The organism is Streptomyces sp. NPDC042364 (assembly GCF_056437585.1).
This window is the reverse complement of the sequence record NZ_JBWKAJ010000011.1, coordinates 37,243-52,363: the sequence shown is the minus strand read 5'-3', so window position 1 is coordinate 52,363 and position 15,121 is coordinate 37,243. Positions and strand designations below refer to the sequence as shown.

Annotated in this window: 14 protein-coding genes; 11 read left to right on the top strand and 3 right to left on the bottom strand. The window is 73.2% G+C overall.

Annotated features, from left to right (window positions below; translation table 11 throughout):
* The first annotated feature begins 51 nt into the window (after nt 1–51).
* From AC067N_RS22630 to AC067N_RS22615, 4 genes are read left to right on the top strand one after another with little or no spacing between them, the layout of a single operon-like run.
* Nucleotides 52–1,410 (top strand): glutamine synthetase family protein, encoded by a 1,359-nt coding sequence (locus AC067N_RS22630; protein WP_478680675.1) that lies wholly within the window; start codon nt 52–54, stop codon nt 1,408–1,410.
* Between the two features lie 26 nt (nt 1,411–1,436).
* Nucleotides 1,437–2,831, top strand: a complete 1,395-nt coding sequence (locus tag AC067N_RS22625; protein ID WP_478680674.1) for an aldehyde dehydrogenase family protein — start codon at nt 1,437–1,439, stop codon at nt 2,829–2,831.
* Complete coding sequence (locus AC067N_RS22620) at nt 2,828–3,616, top strand: 3-oxoacyl-ACP reductase (protein ID WP_478680673.1); 789 nt, start codon at nt 2,828–2,830, stop codon at nt 3,614–3,616. The genes AC067N_RS22625 and AC067N_RS22620 overlap by 4 nt, the downstream gene beginning before the upstream one ends.
* Before the next feature lie 58 nt (nt 3,617–3,674).
* Nucleotides 3,675–4,589, top strand: a complete 915-nt coding sequence (locus AC067N_RS22615; RefSeq protein WP_478680672.1) for a DUF2510 domain-containing protein — start codon at nt 3,675–3,677, stop codon at nt 4,587–4,589.
* A gap of 29 nt (nt 4,590–4,618) precedes the next feature.
* On the opposite strand, the gene AC067N_RS22610 is transcribed toward AC067N_RS22615, so the two are convergent.
* Nucleotides 4,619–5,821: an amino acid deaminase/aldolase gene (locus tag AC067N_RS22610; RefSeq protein ID WP_478680671.1), complete on the bottom strand. Its 1,203-nt coding sequence runs from the start codon at nt 5,819–5,821 to the stop codon at nt 4,619–4,621.
* Nucleotides 5,822–7,639: 1,818 nt separating this feature from the next.
* Between AC067N_RS22610 and AC067N_RS22605 the strand changes: the two genes are divergently transcribed.
* Both AC067N_RS22605 and mycP read left to right on the top strand, forming a co-directional pair.
* A complete protein-coding gene (locus tag AC067N_RS22605; RefSeq protein WP_478680862.1) occupies nt 7,640–8,464 on the top strand; it encodes a hypothetical protein in 825 nt (274 codons plus the stop codon).
* Entirely contained in the window at nt 8,461–9,789 is a 1,329-nt protein-coding gene (gene mycP / locus AC067N_RS22600; protein WP_478680670.1) for a type VII secretion-associated serine protease mycosin, read from the top strand. The genes AC067N_RS22605 and mycP overlap by 4 nt, the downstream gene beginning before the upstream one ends.
* Nucleotides 9,790–9,866: 77 nt before the next feature.
* On the opposite strand, the gene AC067N_RS22595 is transcribed toward mycP, so the two are convergent.
* Nucleotides 9,867–10,916: a serine hydrolase gene (locus AC067N_RS22595; RefSeq protein WP_478680669.1), complete on the bottom strand. Its 1,050-nt coding sequence runs from the start codon at nt 10,914–10,916 to the stop codon at nt 9,867–9,869.
* A gap of 149 nt (nt 10,917–11,065) precedes the next feature.
* Between AC067N_RS22595 and AC067N_RS22590 the strand changes: the two genes are divergently transcribed.
* The gene (locus AC067N_RS22590; protein ID WP_478680668.1) at nt 11,066–11,815 is read left to right on the top strand and encodes an SseB family protein; all 750 of its coding nucleotides are present in this window, start codon (nt 11,066–11,068) and stop codon (nt 11,813–11,815) included.
* Between the two features lie 24 nt (nt 11,816–11,839).
* On the opposite strand, the gene AC067N_RS22585 is transcribed toward AC067N_RS22590, so the two are convergent.
* Nucleotides 11,840–12,196 (bottom strand): DUF1844 domain-containing protein, encoded by a 357-nt coding sequence (locus AC067N_RS22585; RefSeq protein WP_478680667.1) that lies wholly within the window; start codon nt 12,194–12,196, stop codon nt 11,840–11,842.
* 367 nt (nt 12,197–12,563) lie between these two features.
* On the opposite strand from AC067N_RS22585, the gene infC reads away from it, so the two are divergent.
* The 4 genes from infC (at nt 12,564) to AC067N_RS22565 (ending at nt 15,091) form a co-directional block, all read left to right on the top strand.
* Nucleotides 12,564–13,238 carry a translation initiation factor IF-3 gene (infC, locus tag AC067N_RS22580; protein WP_478680861.1) on the top strand — a complete coding sequence of 225 codons (675 nt, stop codon included), beginning with the start codon at nt 12,564–12,566 and terminating at the stop codon, nt 13,236–13,238.
* 130 nt (nt 13,239–13,368) lie between these two features.
* A complete protein-coding gene (gene rpmI, locus AC067N_RS22575) occupies nt 13,369–13,563 on the top strand; it encodes a 50S ribosomal protein L35 (protein ID WP_004933563.1) in 195 nt (64 codons plus the stop codon).
* Between the two features lie 113 nt (nt 13,564–13,676).
* Nucleotides 13,677–14,060 carry a 50S ribosomal protein L20 gene (gene rplT, locus AC067N_RS22570; RefSeq protein WP_004933571.1) on the top strand — a complete coding sequence of 128 codons (384 nt, stop codon included), beginning with the start codon at nt 13,677–13,679 and terminating at the stop codon, nt 14,058–14,060.
* 167 nt (nt 14,061–14,227) lie between these two features.
* The gene (locus tag AC067N_RS22565; RefSeq protein ID WP_478680666.1) at nt 14,228–15,091 is read left to right on the top strand and encodes a TrmH family RNA methyltransferase; all 864 of its coding nucleotides are present in this window, start codon (nt 14,228–14,230) and stop codon (nt 15,089–15,091) included.
* Nucleotides 15,092–15,121 lie beyond the last annotated feature (30 nt).

Genomic DNA, 15,121 nt, shown 5'->3' with positions numbered 1-15,121 from the left:
AGTACGAGCAGAAGTGCGCAGCGACCGAAGAAAGCCCAAGGAGGCCTCCCCGTGGCAGACCGCACACCCCCGCTCTCCGTCGAGGAACTGCACGCCCTCGTCGCCGGCGGCGAGATCGACACTGTCGTCCTGGCCTTCCCCGACATGCAAGGGCGACTGCAGGGCAAGCGGTTCGCCGCCCGGTTCTTCCTCGACGAGGTCCTCTCCCACGGCACCGAGGGCTGCAACTACCTGCTCGCCGTCGACACCGAGATGAACACCGTCGACGGCTACGCGATGTCCTCATGGGACCGGGGCTACGGCGACTTCGCCATGCACCCGGACCTGTCCACCCTGCGCCGGGTGCCCTGGAACGAGGGCACGGCCCTGCTGATCGCCGACCTCGCCTGGAGCGACGGCTCACCCGTCGTCGCCGCCCCCCGCCAGATCCTCCGCCGCCAGCTGGAGCGCCTCGCCGGACTGGGCTACACCGCCAACGTCGGCACGGAGCTCGAGTTCATCGTCTTCAAGGACACCTACGAACAGGCCTGGGACGCCGGCTACCAGGGCCTGACCCCGGCCAACCAGTACAACATCGACTACTCGGTCCTCGGCACCGGCCGTGTCGAGCCCCTCCTGAGGAGGATCCGCAACGAGATGGCGGGCGCCGGGCTGACCGTCGAGTCCGCCAAGGGCGAGTGCAACCCCGGCCAGCACGAGATCGCCTTCAAGTACGACGAGGCCCTGGTCACCTGCGACCAGCACGCCGTCTACAAGACCGGCGCCAAGGAGATCGCCTCCCAGGAGGGCGTCTCCCTCACCTTCATGGCCAAGTACAACGAGCGCGAGGGCAACTCCTGCCACATCCACCTGTCCCTCGCGGACGCCGACGGCACCAACGTGATGGCCGACGGCCACGGGATGTCCCAGGTCATGCGGCACTTCCTCGCCGGGCAGCTCGCGGCGCTCCGCGACTTCTCGCTGCTCTACGCGCCCAACATCAACTCCTACAAGCGGTTCCAGCCGGGCTCCTTCGCCCCCACCGCCGTCGCCTGGGGCCACGACAACCGGACCTGCGCCCTGCGGGTCGTCGGCCACGGCCGCTCGATGCGCTTCGAGAACCGGCTCCCCGGCGGCGACGTCAACCCGCACCTCGCCGTCGCCGGGCTCGTCGCGGCCGGGCTCCACGGCATCGAACAGAAGCTGGAACTGCCGGAGGTGTGCGAGGGCAACGCGTACACCGGCGACTACGCCCATGTGCCGACCACCCTGCGCGAGGCCGCAGAGCTGTGGGGCAACAGCCCCATCGCCAAGGCCGCCTTCGGCGACGAGGTCGTCGCCCACTACCTCAACATGGCGCGGGTCGAACTGGCCGCGTTCGACGCCGCCGTGACCGACTGGGAGCTGCGCCGCTCCTTCGAACGCCTGTGAACCGCCACCCGCTGAAAGGCCCTTACTTGTCCGGACAGTCCCCGCAGTACGAGCAGCAGCTCCAGGTGCTCAACCCCGCCACCGAGGAGGTCGTCGCCACCGTCCCCGCCGCCACCCCGGCGGACGTCGACGCGGCCGTCTCCCTGGCGACGAAGGCCCAGCGGGCGTGGGCCGCGCTGGCCCCCGCCGACCGCGCCAGGCTGCTGCGCCGGTTCGCCGTCACCGTGGACGAGCACCTGGAGGAGCTGGCCCGCCTGGAGGTCCGCGAGGCCGGACACACCATCGGCAACGCCCGCTGGGAGGCCGGCAACGTCCGGGACCTGCTCGACTACGCGGCCGGCGGCGTCGAACGGCTCACCGGACGGCAGATCCCCGTCCCCGGCGGCCTCGACGTCACCATCCTCGAACCCCTCGGCGTGGTCGGCGTGATCGCCCCCTGGAACTTCCCGATGCCCATCGCCGCCTGGGGCGTCGCCCCCGCGCTCGCGGCGGGCAACGCGGTGCTCCTCAAGCCGGCCGAGACGACCCCGCTCACCGCCCTCCGCCTCGCGGAGCTGGCACGCGAGGCAGGGCTCCCCGAGGGCCTGTTCCAGGTACTGCCAGGACACGGCCCCGTCGCGGGCAACGCCCTCGTCGAACACCCCGGCGTCGCGAAGATCGTCTTCACCGGGTCGACAGCCGTGGGCAAGCAGGTCCTGGCCAAGGGCTCGGCGCTCCTCAAGCGCGTCACCCTCGAACTCGGCGGCAAGAGCCCCAACATCGTCTTCGCCGACTCCGACCTCGAGGCCGCGGCGACCGCCGCCCCCATGTCGTTCCTCGACAACTCCGGCCAGGACTGCTGCGCCCGCACCCGCATCCTCGTCCAGCGCTCCGTCCACGACCGATTCCTCGAACTCCTCGCCCCCGGCATCGAGTCGGTCCGCGTCGGCGACCCGAACGACGAGGCCACCCAGATGGGCCCGCTGATCTCCGCCGCCCAGCTAGACCGCGTCCGCGCGTACGTCGACCCGGACGCGCCCGGCATCCGCGGCAAGGCCCCCGAGGGCCCCGGCTTCTGGTTCCCGCCGACCGTCCTCACCGGCGTCGAGCCGCACGCGCGCGTGGCCGCCGAGGAGGTCTTCGGCCCGGTCGCCGTCGTCCTCCCCTTCGACGACGAGGCCGACGCGATCCGCCTCGCCAACGACACCCCGTACGGCCTCTCCGGCTCCATCTGGACCCGGGACGTCGGCCGCGCCCTGCGCGTCTCCCAGGCCGTCCGCGCGGGCAACCTGTCCGTCAACTCCCACTCCAGCGTGCGCTACTGGACCCCCTTCGGCGGCTTCAAGCAGTCCGGCATCGGCCGGGAGCTCGGCCCGGACGCCCTGACCGCCTTCACCGAAACCAAGAACGTCTTCATCAGCACGGAGGGCCCCGCACAGTGACCCAGCCCCAGGACACCATCTGCCGCCGACTCGTCGGCCGTACCGCCGTCATCACCGGCGCCGGCAGCGGCATCGGCCTCGCCACCGCCCGCCGCCTCGCCTCCGAGGGCGCCCATGTCGTCTGCGGCGACGTGGACGAGGCACGCGGCAAGGCGGCCGCCGAGGAGGTCGGCGGGATCTTCGTGAAGGTCGACGTCACCGACGCCGAGCAGGTGGAGGCGCTGTTCAGCACCGCCCACGACACCTATGGCAGCGTCGACATCGCCTTCAACAACGCGGGTATCTCCCCGCCCGACGACGACTCCATCCTGGAGACCGGCCTGGAGGCCTGGAAGCGGGTCCAGGAGGTCAACCTCACCTCCGTCTACCTGTGCTGCAAGGCGGCCATCCCGTACATGCGGCGCCAGGGCAGGGGCTCCATCATCAACACCGCCTCATTCGTGGCCCGGATGGGCGCGGCGACCTCCCAGATCTCGTACACGGCCTCCAAGGGCGGCGTGCTCGCCATGTCCCGTGAGCTGGGCGTGCAGTTCGCGCGGGAGGGCATCCGCGTCAACGCCCTGTGCCCCGGCCCGGTCAACACCCCGCTGCTCCAGGAGCTGTTCGCCAAGGACCCGGAGCGGGCCGCGCGCCGCCTCGTGCACATCCCGCTCGGGCGGTTCGCGGAGGCCGAGGAGATCGCCGCCGCCGTGGCCTTCCTCGCGAGCGACGACTCGTCCTTCGTGAACGCCACCGACTTCCTGGTCGACGGCGGCATCTCGGGCGCCTACGTCACCCCGCTCTAGGCCAGGCCGTCCAGGACAGTCCGAACACCGGCCCCGTCGGTGTGATTAGAGTGCGGGGATGAGCAGTTCGCCGCCGCCCGGCTGGTACCGCGACCCGTCCTACCCGCTCACCGAACGCTGGTGGGACGGGTCCGCGTGGACCGACCACCGGCGTCAGCCGGTGCAGCCGCCCGTCCCGCCGCCGGTCCAGCCCCGGCCCCAGGGCCTCGGGCGCACCAAGGTGGTCGCGCTGGCCGTCACCGGGGCCGTACTGGCCGCCGGCGCCGTCATCGGGGGCGTCCTCGTCCTCGGCGGGGACGGCGGCGGGGGCCAGGAGACGCGAACGGCCCCCACCGCCCCCTCGCCGGGCGGCGGCAGCCCGTCCCCGACCGGCCCCTCCTCGTCCCCCTCCAAGTCCGCCGACGGCGCCGCCTCCGTCGTCGTGGACGACCTCAACGGCATCACCTTCCCGGTCCTCGACGGCTGGACCGAAGGCGAGGACGCCGACGAGGACGCCGTACTCGTCACCGACGGCACCTACGACTGCCCCGGTGACGACGGCCTGTGCCGCAGCGGCTGGGTCTACTCGCGCACCGTGACCCAGAGCGAGGAGACGTCCCCCAAGGTCCTCGCCGAGAAGGACATCGAGGACGCCGCGAACGACGCGTACGACCGCGACGACCTGGACCGGCGCCCGTACAACGGCATCACCGGCCACGAGGTCGTCGCCTCGGGCTCGGTCGCCGTCGCGGGCCGCGCCGGGTACTTCGTGCGCTGGCGCGTCACCACCGACGCCGGACCCGGCGGGTACGTCCAGTCCCTCGTCTTCCCGGCCGGCGTGGGCTCCGGGGCACCGGTCCTCGTCCGGTTCGCCGTCGACGCGGGCGACGACGGACCACCGGTCGGCGACATCGACCGGATCGTCAAGGGCATCCGAGCCGTGGGCGACGAGGAGACCGGCGGGGGAGTGGGCAGCAGCCTGGGCCCGCAGTGACGTCACGGACCCGGACACACCACCGCGTCCTACAGGAAGGTGTGGCCCTCACCCCGGTACGTCGGCACCGTCGCCGTCACCTCGTCGCCCTCCACCAGGTGCAGCACGTCGAACCGCTCGCACAGCTCCCCGGCCTTGGCGTGCCGGAACCACACCTTGTCACCGAGCAGCAGATCGTCCGCGGGGGCGCCGAGCAGCGGGGTCTGCACCTCGCCCGGCCCCTCCTGCGGGTCGTACTTCAGCCCCTCCGGCAGATACGGCACCGGCAGCCGGTCCGGTCCCGCGGCACCGGAGGCCGGGTACCCGCCACCGAGCACGGTGACGACGCCGACCCCGGGGCGCCGGACCACGGGCATGGCGAACAGTGCGGCCGGACGCCCGCTGAACGACGTGTAGTTGTCGAAGAGCCGGGGCACGTAGAGGCCGGACCCGGCGCCGATCTCGGTGACCGCGTCCTCCGCCGCCGTGTGCTGCACGCTGCCCGTGCCACCGCCGTTGACGAACTCCAGGTCCGGCGCCACCCGCCGTACGGCACGGACCACCTCGGCCCGGCGGGCGGCCAGTTCCTTCTTCGCCGTGGCCTGCATCAGCCGCACCGCACGCGAACGGAGGGGCCGCCCGGCCACCGAGTCGCCCACACCGGCGATATGACCCTCGTACGCCATGATCCCGACCAGCTTGAACCCCGGCCGCTCGGCCACGGCCCGCGCCACCTCGGCGACCTGCTCGGGGGAGTGCAGCGGCGAACGCCGCGCCCCGATCCGCACCCGGCCCCCCAGAAGCCTGAGCGAGGTGTCCAACTCCAGGCAGACGCGCACCACTTCGGTGCCTCCGCGCCGGGAGTCCTCGATCAGCCGGAGGTGGGCGGGGTCGTCGACCATCACGGTGACGGCGGCGGCGAGCTTGGGGTCGCTCGCCAGTTCAGCGAAGGCGTCGTGGTCGGCCGAGGGATAGGCGAGGAGGATGTCGTCGAACCCGGAACGGGCCAGCCACAGGGACTCGGCCAGAGTGAACGACATGATGCCCCGGAAGCCCTCGCGGGCCAGGACCCTCTCCAGCAGCGCCCGGCAGCGGACGGACTTGCTCGCGACGCGGATCGGCTTGCCGCCGGCCCTGCGGACGAGGTCGTCGGCGTTCGCGTCGAAGGCGTCGAGGTCGACGATCGCCAGAGGTGCGTCGAGATGAGCGGTGGCCCGGTCGTAGCGGGCCCGGTCGGCGGCGCGCGCAGTCATGAACGAAGCCTGCCAGACATGATTACCGCAGGGTAGGGGGACGTTCCGGGCTAAAGCCCCGGTGCCGCCGACTGGTTCCCGTTCGACCCCGGGCAACCCGTAGAGTGACGCGAGCGCAGGGGACGACCTCGACGGGGATGCCGATCCGCTGCCACGGGTATGGCTTGCGTGTGGTGCGACCACGGGTGCGGTCGGCCCGTGGTGCGGCGCATGCCCACGGGACCGGTCCCGTCGCATGCGTGCCGGTCGCCCCCCACGGGTGACCGGGACCCGGACGGCTCCGGGTCGGCCCGGGCACGAGGAAACGGGGGGTGCATGAGCACGGAAGCGCGTCGCGCCTCCATCCCCCCGCGTCCGCCGAGGCGCCCCTCGACGCCCCACGTCCCCGCACCGCCGAACACCCCACCCCAGAACACAGTGCCCCCCACCGACACCCCGCCGCCCCACCGCGACTCCGACCCCACCACCGACACCTCGCGCGGCGGACGTCCGCCCGGCGACGGCCCCTCCGGCACGCGGCCGACCACCGGTGCGGCGCCGGGGGCGCGTCCCTTCCTCGGGGGTGGCTCCGGCGCACGCCTCACGGGCGAAACCACCTCCGACGCCCGTGCACACATCGGGGGCTCGTCCACGACGCCCGGGACGGGCCGGGGATCGTTCGAAGCGCGCCGGGTCGCGGGGGGTGTGCCGGGGGCGCCTGCCTCTGCTTCCCTGTCATCCGCCGGGGGCGGCTCCGAGAGGACGCCCCCGGGGCCGCTCCCCTCGCCCGGCTCCTCGTCGGCTCCGCCGCCCCGCCCCGACTGGACGCCGTCGGCCGGGGAGACGCAGGCCGTGCCGCGGCGTCCCCAGCGGCCACCCGCCACGGGGGTGCCCGCGCGGCCCACCGCGCCGCCTCGCCCGTCCGGTGCGCCCTCCGCGGCGCAGGACGCGCCTCGGGACGGCCGGCGACCGGACGCGGGGGACGGGCAGCGTCCTGCGTACGGCTCCGACGCCGCCAAGACGACACGACCGCACCGGAGTTCCGGCGAGCGCGGCACCCCGATGTCCTCGCGTACGCAGGGCTCCGGCCCGGTGCCCGGTCGGCAGCCCTCCCAGGGCTCGGCAACGGACGGCGGCCCCGCACCGCGCCGTGCGGAACACCCGCGCTTCTCCGACTTCCGCAGGACCGCCCCGAAGAGCGGCGCCACCCCACCGCCCCCCGCGGCCTCGGCCCGCTTCCCCGACGCGCCGCCCTCCTCGGTGCCCCGCCCGGCCGGACGGCCCGAGGAGCCCGCGACGCCGCCCCGTCGCGTCGTACGCTCCACCACCTCGGAGCCACGCGCCCCCGAACCGCCCGCCGACACCATCCCACCCCGCCCGGCCGGCCGACCCGCCGCCGGCACCTCGTCCCGTGCCACGGGTCGGCACTCCGCCGGCACCTCGTCCCGTCCCACGGGAGAGCATCCCGGCGGCACTCCGCCCCGCCCCGCCGGTCAGCCGCCCGCCGGCCCGCTGCCCCGCCCGGCCGCCCAGCCCGCGGGCAGCAGCCCGTCCCGTATCCCCGGGCAGTCCTCCGGTGGTGTCCCGCCCCGGCCCGATGGCGCGCCCTCCGCCTCGGCGGTCCGTGGGTCCGTACCGGCGGGGGCCGGTGGTTCCGTGCCCCGGGGCGCGGAGGGCCCGCGCGGCCCCGTGTCCGAGGAGGACGGCGCCGGCGCCGGCAGGCGGTTGCGGCCCGGGGACCCCGGTCATCCCGGGGCGTGGCAGCCGCCGTCCGGCTCCTCCCGGCGGTCCGCCGACGCCATCGACGAGGCGCTCGGCGCCGCCTCCGGGCGGCCGTTCGTGACGTTCGCCGAGCCCGACACCTCGTCGTGGACCTCCTCCGAGCCGGACGACGTACGGCGCAGACCCCGCCCCACCGGCGCCCGGGCCGCGGCCGTGGCCGCCTGCGTGGTACTGGGCGTCGGACTCATCGGCGGTGCGGCGGCGGGCAGTTGGCTCACCGGCGACCCGGGTCCGGAGGGCACCCGCGTCGGCTTCGCTGCGGCCGGAGCCCTCTGGCACGGCGTACCCGTCGACGAACTGTTCCCGCCGACCGTGCGGGGAGAGGGCGCCGGCCCCGGCGGCACCGACCGCACCTGGACCCGGGTCGCCGTCGCCCCCGACAGCGGCTGCGCCGACGCCTTCGACCCGCTGCTGCGCAAGGCCCTCGCGCCCGTCGGCTGCCTGCGACTGCTGAGGGCCACCTACACCGACGCGACCCGCAGCAACGTCACCACCGTCGGCCTGATGTTCACCAAGGCCGACGCCACCGGCATGGCCACCCTCAAGAACCGCTTCGCGAGAGACGGCCTCGACCGGCGCACCGACCTGATGCCCCGCCCGTACGCCGCCCGGGACACCGTCGCCGCCGGTTTCGGCGACGAGCAGCGGGCCTCCTGGAGCATCTCCGTGCTCACCGACGTCCCCGTCGTCGTCTACGCGGTCTCCGGCTTCGCCGACGGCCGCACCATCACCGACCCGCAGCCCGCCGAGGACGCGATGCGGTCCGACGCCACCACCGCCCCCGCCCAGGCCGGCCTCGGCCACGAGGCACAGGGCCTCGCCGACCGCGTCGAACGCGGCCTCCGCAGAACCGCCGCGTCCGCCACGGAGCAGCCCTCATGACAGCCGACGGAACCCGGAGCATCCACGGAACCGGGAGCACGGAGAAGCCCCCGACCCGCGTGACGTCGTACCCCGAGGCGGGGAAGCCGCTCCCGACCGCGGCCGTCACCACGACCGGGGGCGCCCCCTCCGTATCGGCATCAGCGAGGACCCGCCGCCCCCGGCGCACCGCCCTCCTGTCCCTGCCCCTCGCCCTCTCCCTGGCCCTCCTGCCCACCGCCGCCCACGCCGACGGCATCCGGGACCAGCAGTGGGCGCTGGACGCCATGCGCACCGAGGAGGCGTGGCGGACGACCAAGGGGGAGGGGATCACCGTCGCGGTCCTCGACACGGGCGTGGACGACGAGCACCCCGACCTCGTGGGGAACGTCCTCCCCACGAGGGACCTGGTCGGCTTCGGGGCCAGGCGCGGCGACCGCTCCTGGGCCCGGCACGGCACCGCCATGGCCGGCATCATCGCCGGTCACGGCCACGGCCCGAACAACGGCGAAGGCGTCCTCGGCATCGCCCCCGAGGCGAGGATCCTGCCCGTCCGCGTCATCCTCGAAGACGGTGACTCCGCACGCTCCAAGGCCCGCAGCACCCGCGGCAACGCCCTCGCCGAGGGCATCCGCTGGGCCGCGGACCAGGGCGCCGACGTCATCAACCTCTCCCTCGGCGACGACTCCGAGTCCGCCCACCCCGAACCCTCCGAGGACGCCGCCGTCCAGTACGCCCTCAAGAAGGGCTCGGTCGTCGTGGCCTCCGCCGGCAACGGCGGCAAGAAGGGCGACCACGTCTCGTACCCGGCGGCCTACCCGGGCGTCATCGCGGTGACCGCCGTCGACGAGGACGGCGACCGCGCCCCCTTCTCCACCCGCCGCTGGTACGCCACCGTCAGCGCGCCCGGCGTCGACGTCGTCATCGCCGACCCCGACCGCAAGTACTACGAGGGCTGGGGCACCAGCGCCGCCGCCGCGTTCGTCTCCGGAGCCGCCGCCCTCGTCAAGGCGGCCCACCCCGGTCTGACGCCGGCCCAGGTGAAACGGCTCCTGGAGGACACCGCCCGGGACGCCCCCGTCGGCGGCCGCGACGACTCCCGCGGCTTCGGCTTCGTCGACCCGGCCGCCGCCATCAGGGAGGGCGGCAGGCTCAGGCCCGACGACCTCACGTCCGCGGCGTACGGCCGCAAGTACTTCGGCCCCGGCCCCGACCCGGTGAAGGAGGAGGACACCGCCTCCGGATGGGCGGCCCCCGCCGCCGGTGGCCTCGGCGTGGCCCTGCTCATCACCGGCGTCGTCATCTGGCGCGGCGACCGCCGCCGACCGGACGAGTTCCTGATCTGAGCGGACGGGTCACCCGCCCCCCGGTCCCCTCGGGGACCTCGCACCCCGCCACCGGTCCCTCTGGGGTGGTCGCCGCGCTATGAGGTGGTCGCCGAGTCCGCCGAAACGGCTTCCTCCGCGCCGTTCACGAACACCGACACCCCCGCCCTGGCCGCCGCCTCGACCAGCGCGATCCCCTTCGCCTTCGTCGTGTTGCCGTTCGACACCACCGCGACCAGGCAGTCCCGCCCGTCCACCGTGACCCGGCCGACACTGTTGATCACCCACAGCCCGGTGGCCGTACGCGGCAGCCACCCGTTCTTCAAGGCGAACCCCGAGTCCGGGGAACCGGCCGAACCACCGGCCACGGCCGCCGACACCCCCCAGTCCTGGCCCGCCGACACCTGTTCCATCAACCGCCGCACACAGGTCCGCGAGGCCGCGCTCAGCTCCGACTCGTCGTCGTCCCCGAACACCTGCCGCAGCAGGACGAGCTGGTCGGCGGCCGTGGTCCGCGTCAGGCCCCAGTACAGGCCGTCGCCGCCCTCGGTGTCCGTGAGGCCGAACCGCTCGTTCGCCGCGTCCAGCCCCGCCGCCCGGCCGATGGTGTTCCACAGCGCCGTCGCGGCCGCGTTGTCGCTGTCACGGATCATCGTGGCGGCGTACGCCTCCTCCTGCGCCGTGAGCCCCCGGTGCGCGTCCTGCGCCTGGAGCAGCAGCGCGGCCAGGATGTCCACCTTCACGATGCTCGCGGTCTCGAACCCGGCGTCCCCGTACACCGCGCTGTCCCCGGACTCCGCATCCAGCACGGCCACCGAGAAGGCCGCCCCGTCCTCGACCGGCACATCCGCCAGGGCCTTCGCGAGCAGTGCGTCGTGGTCCGCCCCCGGCGCCGCCACAGGTTCCACCGAGGCCTCCTCCGCGGCCGCGTCCGCACCCGGCGTGGTGGAAGCGGAGGCCGAGGGCGGTACCGACGATGACGCCGCCGACGATACGGCCGCGCCCCCGCCGTCCTGTGCCCGGGCCGTCACGTACAGGGCCCCGGCGGCGGCCGTACCGCACACGAGGACGGCGATGGCCGGCGCGGCGACGAGGAGGCGATGGCGCACCGCCGGGCGGGCACGGCGACGGGCTCTGCGAGGAGGCATGCCGCGATGGTCGCGGCCCGTGCTGTGCGATGGGTTAGGCGAGTGTGAGAACCACGTCAGGACACCCTGGGAAAACCGTGAGTGATGTGACGGTCGTGTTTCCGGCCCGGCGAACGCCCGGGAGACTTACCCCGATAGGGTCGACGACCGTGGCGAACAAGAACATTCCCGACCCCGGCTACTCCGACGACGACGGCTCGGCCGACCCCAGGCTGAGCGCCGCGCTCTCCGCGTGGGCCGAGGACCGCACCGCCGTGGGCCCCGTCCTCGAAGCGCTCAGGGGCGCCCGGCTGCTCGTCCCCGTCGTGGCCGTGCTCGGCGAGGTCGAGGAGGACGAGAACGGACTGCGCCGCGAGAAGACCAGCGACATGGCCGTTCCCACCCTGAAGGCCGGCGACCGCACCGCCCTGCCCGCCTTCACCTCCACCGACTCCCTCGCCCGCTGGGACCCCGCCGCCCGCCCCGTGGCCGTACCGACGCACCAGGCCCTCCAGGCCGTCGCGCACGAGAAGGCCGACACGCTCGTCCTGGACCTGGCCGGGCCCGTGCCGTTCGAGCTGACGGGGGCCGCGCTGCTCGCCCTCGCCGAGGGGCGTACGACGGCCGATCCGCTCGCCGACCCCGCGGTGATCGCGGCGGTTCGCGCCGCGGTCGCCGCCGAGCCCGCCGTGCTCCGCGCCCATCTCGGGCCCGGCCGGGCCGACGGCACCCTGGCCCTCGTGCTGGACCCCGCCGCCGTCCCCGCCGAGACCGCCCACGCGGTCGCCTCGCGGCTCGCCGCCGACGAAACACTCAGGGCCCGCCTGGTACGCGGCCTCGACCTGGCGCTCCTGCCGGCCGGGACGACGCCTCCGGGCGAGCCCCTGTATGTGAAGGGCCGGACGAGCCCCGGTGCGTGAGAGCCCCTGCAGGCAGGGGGCGGATCAGCCGTAGACCGGGCCGGTGTACTTCTCGCCGGGGCCCTGGCCCGGGTCGTCCGGCACGACCGACGCCTCGCGGAACGCCAGCTGCAGCGACTTCAGCCCGTCACGCAGCGGCGCCGCGTGGAACGAGCTGATCTCCGTCGTGGACGCGTCGAGCAGACCGGCGAGGGCGTGCACCAGCTTGCGGGCCTCGTCCAGGTCCTTGTACTTGTCGCCCTCCTCGGTCAGACCGAGCTTCACCGCGGCGGCGCTCATCAGGTTGACGGCGACCGTCACGATCACCTCGACCGCGGGGACCTCGGCGATGTCACGGGTCATCGAGTCGAAGTCGGGGGACTCAGGAGGGGTGTCACTCATGCCCCACACGATAGGCCCCGGTGGGCACGCTCCGACCTGCGGGAGCCCGCCGCGCCCCGATTGGCACCCCTGGTTTGAACCCGCTATGGTTAGGTCTACGACCGGCTGGACACCTATGTGCCCGGCCCGCAAGTGGAGGCTCCGAACTCCCACCTGACCATCCTCCGGGACGGCAGGTCACCGGTCAGACGGCCACCACCGTTCCGTACGGACGGTGGAGTCGTCCGAATCGCGCCCCGCGGCCACCGCGGCGGTGCTCCGGCAGTCATTGGAGCCCCGCCTGTGTCCCGTCCGGGGCATTTTTCATGGCTCCTGATGGTTGGTCTTTATGTCAACCAGACATGACGCGGCGGTCCGCCAGACCGTCGTGGGGTGCTACCGAGGAGGATCCATCAGCGCCGAGCCCCGCATCAACGACCGGATTCGCGTTCCCGAGGTGCGACTTGTCGGTCCCAGCGGCGAGCAGGTCGGAATTGTTCCGCTTGCCAAGGCCCTGGAGCTTGCGCAGGAGTACGACCTCGACCTGGTCGAGGTGGCCGCGAACGCACGTCCGCCGGTCTGCAAGCTCATGGACTACGGGAAGTTCAAGTACGAGTCGGCCATGAAGGCCCGTGAGGCGCGCAAGAACCAGGCGCACACGGTCATCAAGGAGATGAAGCTCCGGCCGAAGATCGACCCGCACGACTATGACACCAAGAAGGGTCACGTCGTCCGGTTCCTCAAGCAGGGCGACAAGGTCAAGATCACGATCATGTTCCGTGGTCGCGAGCAGTCCCGGCCCGAGCTGGGCTACCGACTGCTGCAGCGTCTCGCGGAGGACGTCCAGGACCTCGGGTTCGTCGAGTCGAACCCGAAGCAGGACGGCCGCAACATGATCATGGTCCTCGGTCCGCACAAGAAGAAGACCGAGGCGATGGCCGAGGCCCGTCAGGCGCAGGAAGCCCGGAAGGCGGAAGCGAAGGCCAACCCTGGCAAGTCGCAGAACGCCGCCGACGCCGAGGTGCCCGCTGAGGCGCCGGCCGAGGAGCCTGCCGAGGCGTAGTTCCCCGGACGTGAGTCCGGGGGAAGCCCCGGACGCGAGTCCGGGGTGTCAACCGATAGAAATGACGTTCCGTCGTGCCCGGTTTAACGACCGGGCACCGGAGCGCCACTGACGAGGAGAGAACGGCGCTATGCCGAAGAACAAGTCGCACAGCGGTGCCAGCAAGCGCTTCAAGGTCACCGGCTCCGGCAAGGTGCTCCGTGAGCGCGCCGGCAAGCGCCACCTGCTCGAGCACAAGTCGTCCCGCGTGACGCGTCGCCTCACCGGCAACGCCGAGATGGCCCCGGGCGACGCCGCGAAGATCAAGAAGCTTCTCGGCAAGTGACGAAGCGGCGCCTGATCGTCCGTCGATCACCTCGCGCCGTACGTCTGGACCGGGACCCAATCGATTTCGGGTCGTGTGACGACAACCACGGCCCCGCTACAAGGAGTTAACAAGTGGCACGCGTCAAGCGGGCAGTCAACGCCCACAAGAAGCGCCGGGCGATCCTCGAGCAGGCCTCCGGCTACCGCGGTCAGCGTTCGCGCCTCTACCGCAAGGCCAAGGAGCAGGTCACCCACTCGCTGGTCTACAACTACAACGACCGCAAGAAGCGCAAGGGCGACTTCCGTCAGCTGTGGATCCAGCGCATCAACGCCGCTGCCCGCGCCAACGGCATCACGTACAACCGCTTCATCCAGGGTCTGAAGGCCGCGAACGTCGAGGTCGACCGCAAGATCCTCGCCGAGCTGGCCGTCAACGACGCCACGGCGTTCGCCGCGCTGGTCGAGGTCGCGCAGAAGGCGCTGCCGGCGGACGTCAACGCGCCGAAGGCCGCGTGACGCTGCGCTGGCCTTGAGCCGGATGTCGATGTGAACCCCGGACCCGTGGGCCTTTCGAGGCTTGCGGGTCCGGGTGTTTGTTCCGCCTCATGGCTCGGGGGCCGCAGTCGCCGACGCACCCGAACCCCCGAGTCGCCAGGCGCCCCCTCCCAACCCGAAGGTGATCCATGTCCGCCGCCCCCGAGTTGATCTCCCCCCGTTCCGCCCGGGTCTCCGCCGCTCGGCGGCTCGCCAAACGGAACTTCCGGGGGAAGGACCGCCTGTTCCTCGCGGAGGGCCCGCAGGCGGTGCGGGAGGCGGCGGAGCACCGGGCACCGGCGGACGGCACGCCCACCCTCGTCGAACTGTTCGCCACGGTCGACGCCGCGGAGCGGTACGCCGACATCGTGGGGGAGGCCCGCGCCGCGGGCGCCCGCGTGCACCTCGCCGACGAGGCCGTCATCGCCGACATCTCCACGACGGTCACCCCGCAGGGCCTCGTCGGGATCTGCCGCTTCCTGGACACGCCGTTCGAGGAGATCCTCGCCGCCCGCCCCAGGCTCGTCGCCGTACTCGCGCACGTCCGCGACCCCGGCAACGCCGGCACCGTCCTGCGGTGCGCGGACGCCGCCGGCGCCGAGGCGGTCGTGCTGACCGACGCGTCCGTCGACCTCTACAACCCCAAGGCCGTCCGCGCCTCCGTCGGGTCGCTGTTCCATCTGCCCGTCGCCGTCGGGGTGCCCGTCGAGCGGGTCGTCGCGGGGCTCAAGGAAACCGGCGTACGCATCCTCGCCGCGGACGGGGCCGGACAGGACGACCTCGACGACGAACTCGACAAGGGCACCATGGGCGGGCCCACGGCCTGGGTGTTCGGCAACGAGGCATGGGGACTCCCGGAAGAGACCCGGGCACTCGCCGACGCCGTCGTGCGCGTCCCCATCCACGGAAAGGCGGAAAGCCTGAACCTCGCGACCGCCGCCGCCGTATGTCTCTACGCGTCCGCCCGTGCACAGCGCGCCTTCGGAGGGTGCCGCACCGTCACTCCCAGCTAGTAGGGTGACGGGCTCGGGGGCCCACTGCAC

What these genes read in the sequence shown, in the direction of transcription:
- rpmI (WP_004933563.1), top strand. Translation starts at nt 13,369, where the DNA reads ATGCCGAAGAACAAGTCGCACAGCGGTGCCAGCAAGCGCTTCAAGGTC.
- AC067N_RS22615 (WP_478680672.1), top strand. Translation starts at nt 3,675, where the DNA reads ATGAGCAGTTCGCCGCCGCCCGGCTGGTACCGCGACCCGTCCTACCCG.
- mycP (WP_478680670.1), top strand. Translation starts at nt 8,461, where the DNA reads ATGACAGCCGACGGAACCCGGAGCATCCACGGAACCGGGAGCACGGAG.
- AC067N_RS22610 (WP_478680671.1), bottom strand. Translation starts at nt 5,821, where the DNA reads ATGACTGCGCGCGCCGCCGACCGGGCCCGCTACGACCGGGCCACCGCT.
- AC067N_RS22565 (WP_478680666.1), top strand. Translation starts at nt 14,228, where the DNA reads ATGTCCGCCGCCCCCGAGTTGATCTCCCCCCGTTCCGCCCGGGTCTCC.
- AC067N_RS22595 (WP_478680669.1), bottom strand. Translation starts at nt 10,916, where the DNA reads ATGCCTCCTCGCAGAGCCCGTCGCCGTGCCCGCCCGGCGGTGCGCCAT.
- AC067N_RS22585 (WP_478680667.1), bottom strand. Translation starts at nt 12,196, where the DNA reads ATGAGTGACACCCCTCCTGAGTCCCCCGACTTCGACTCGATGACCCGT.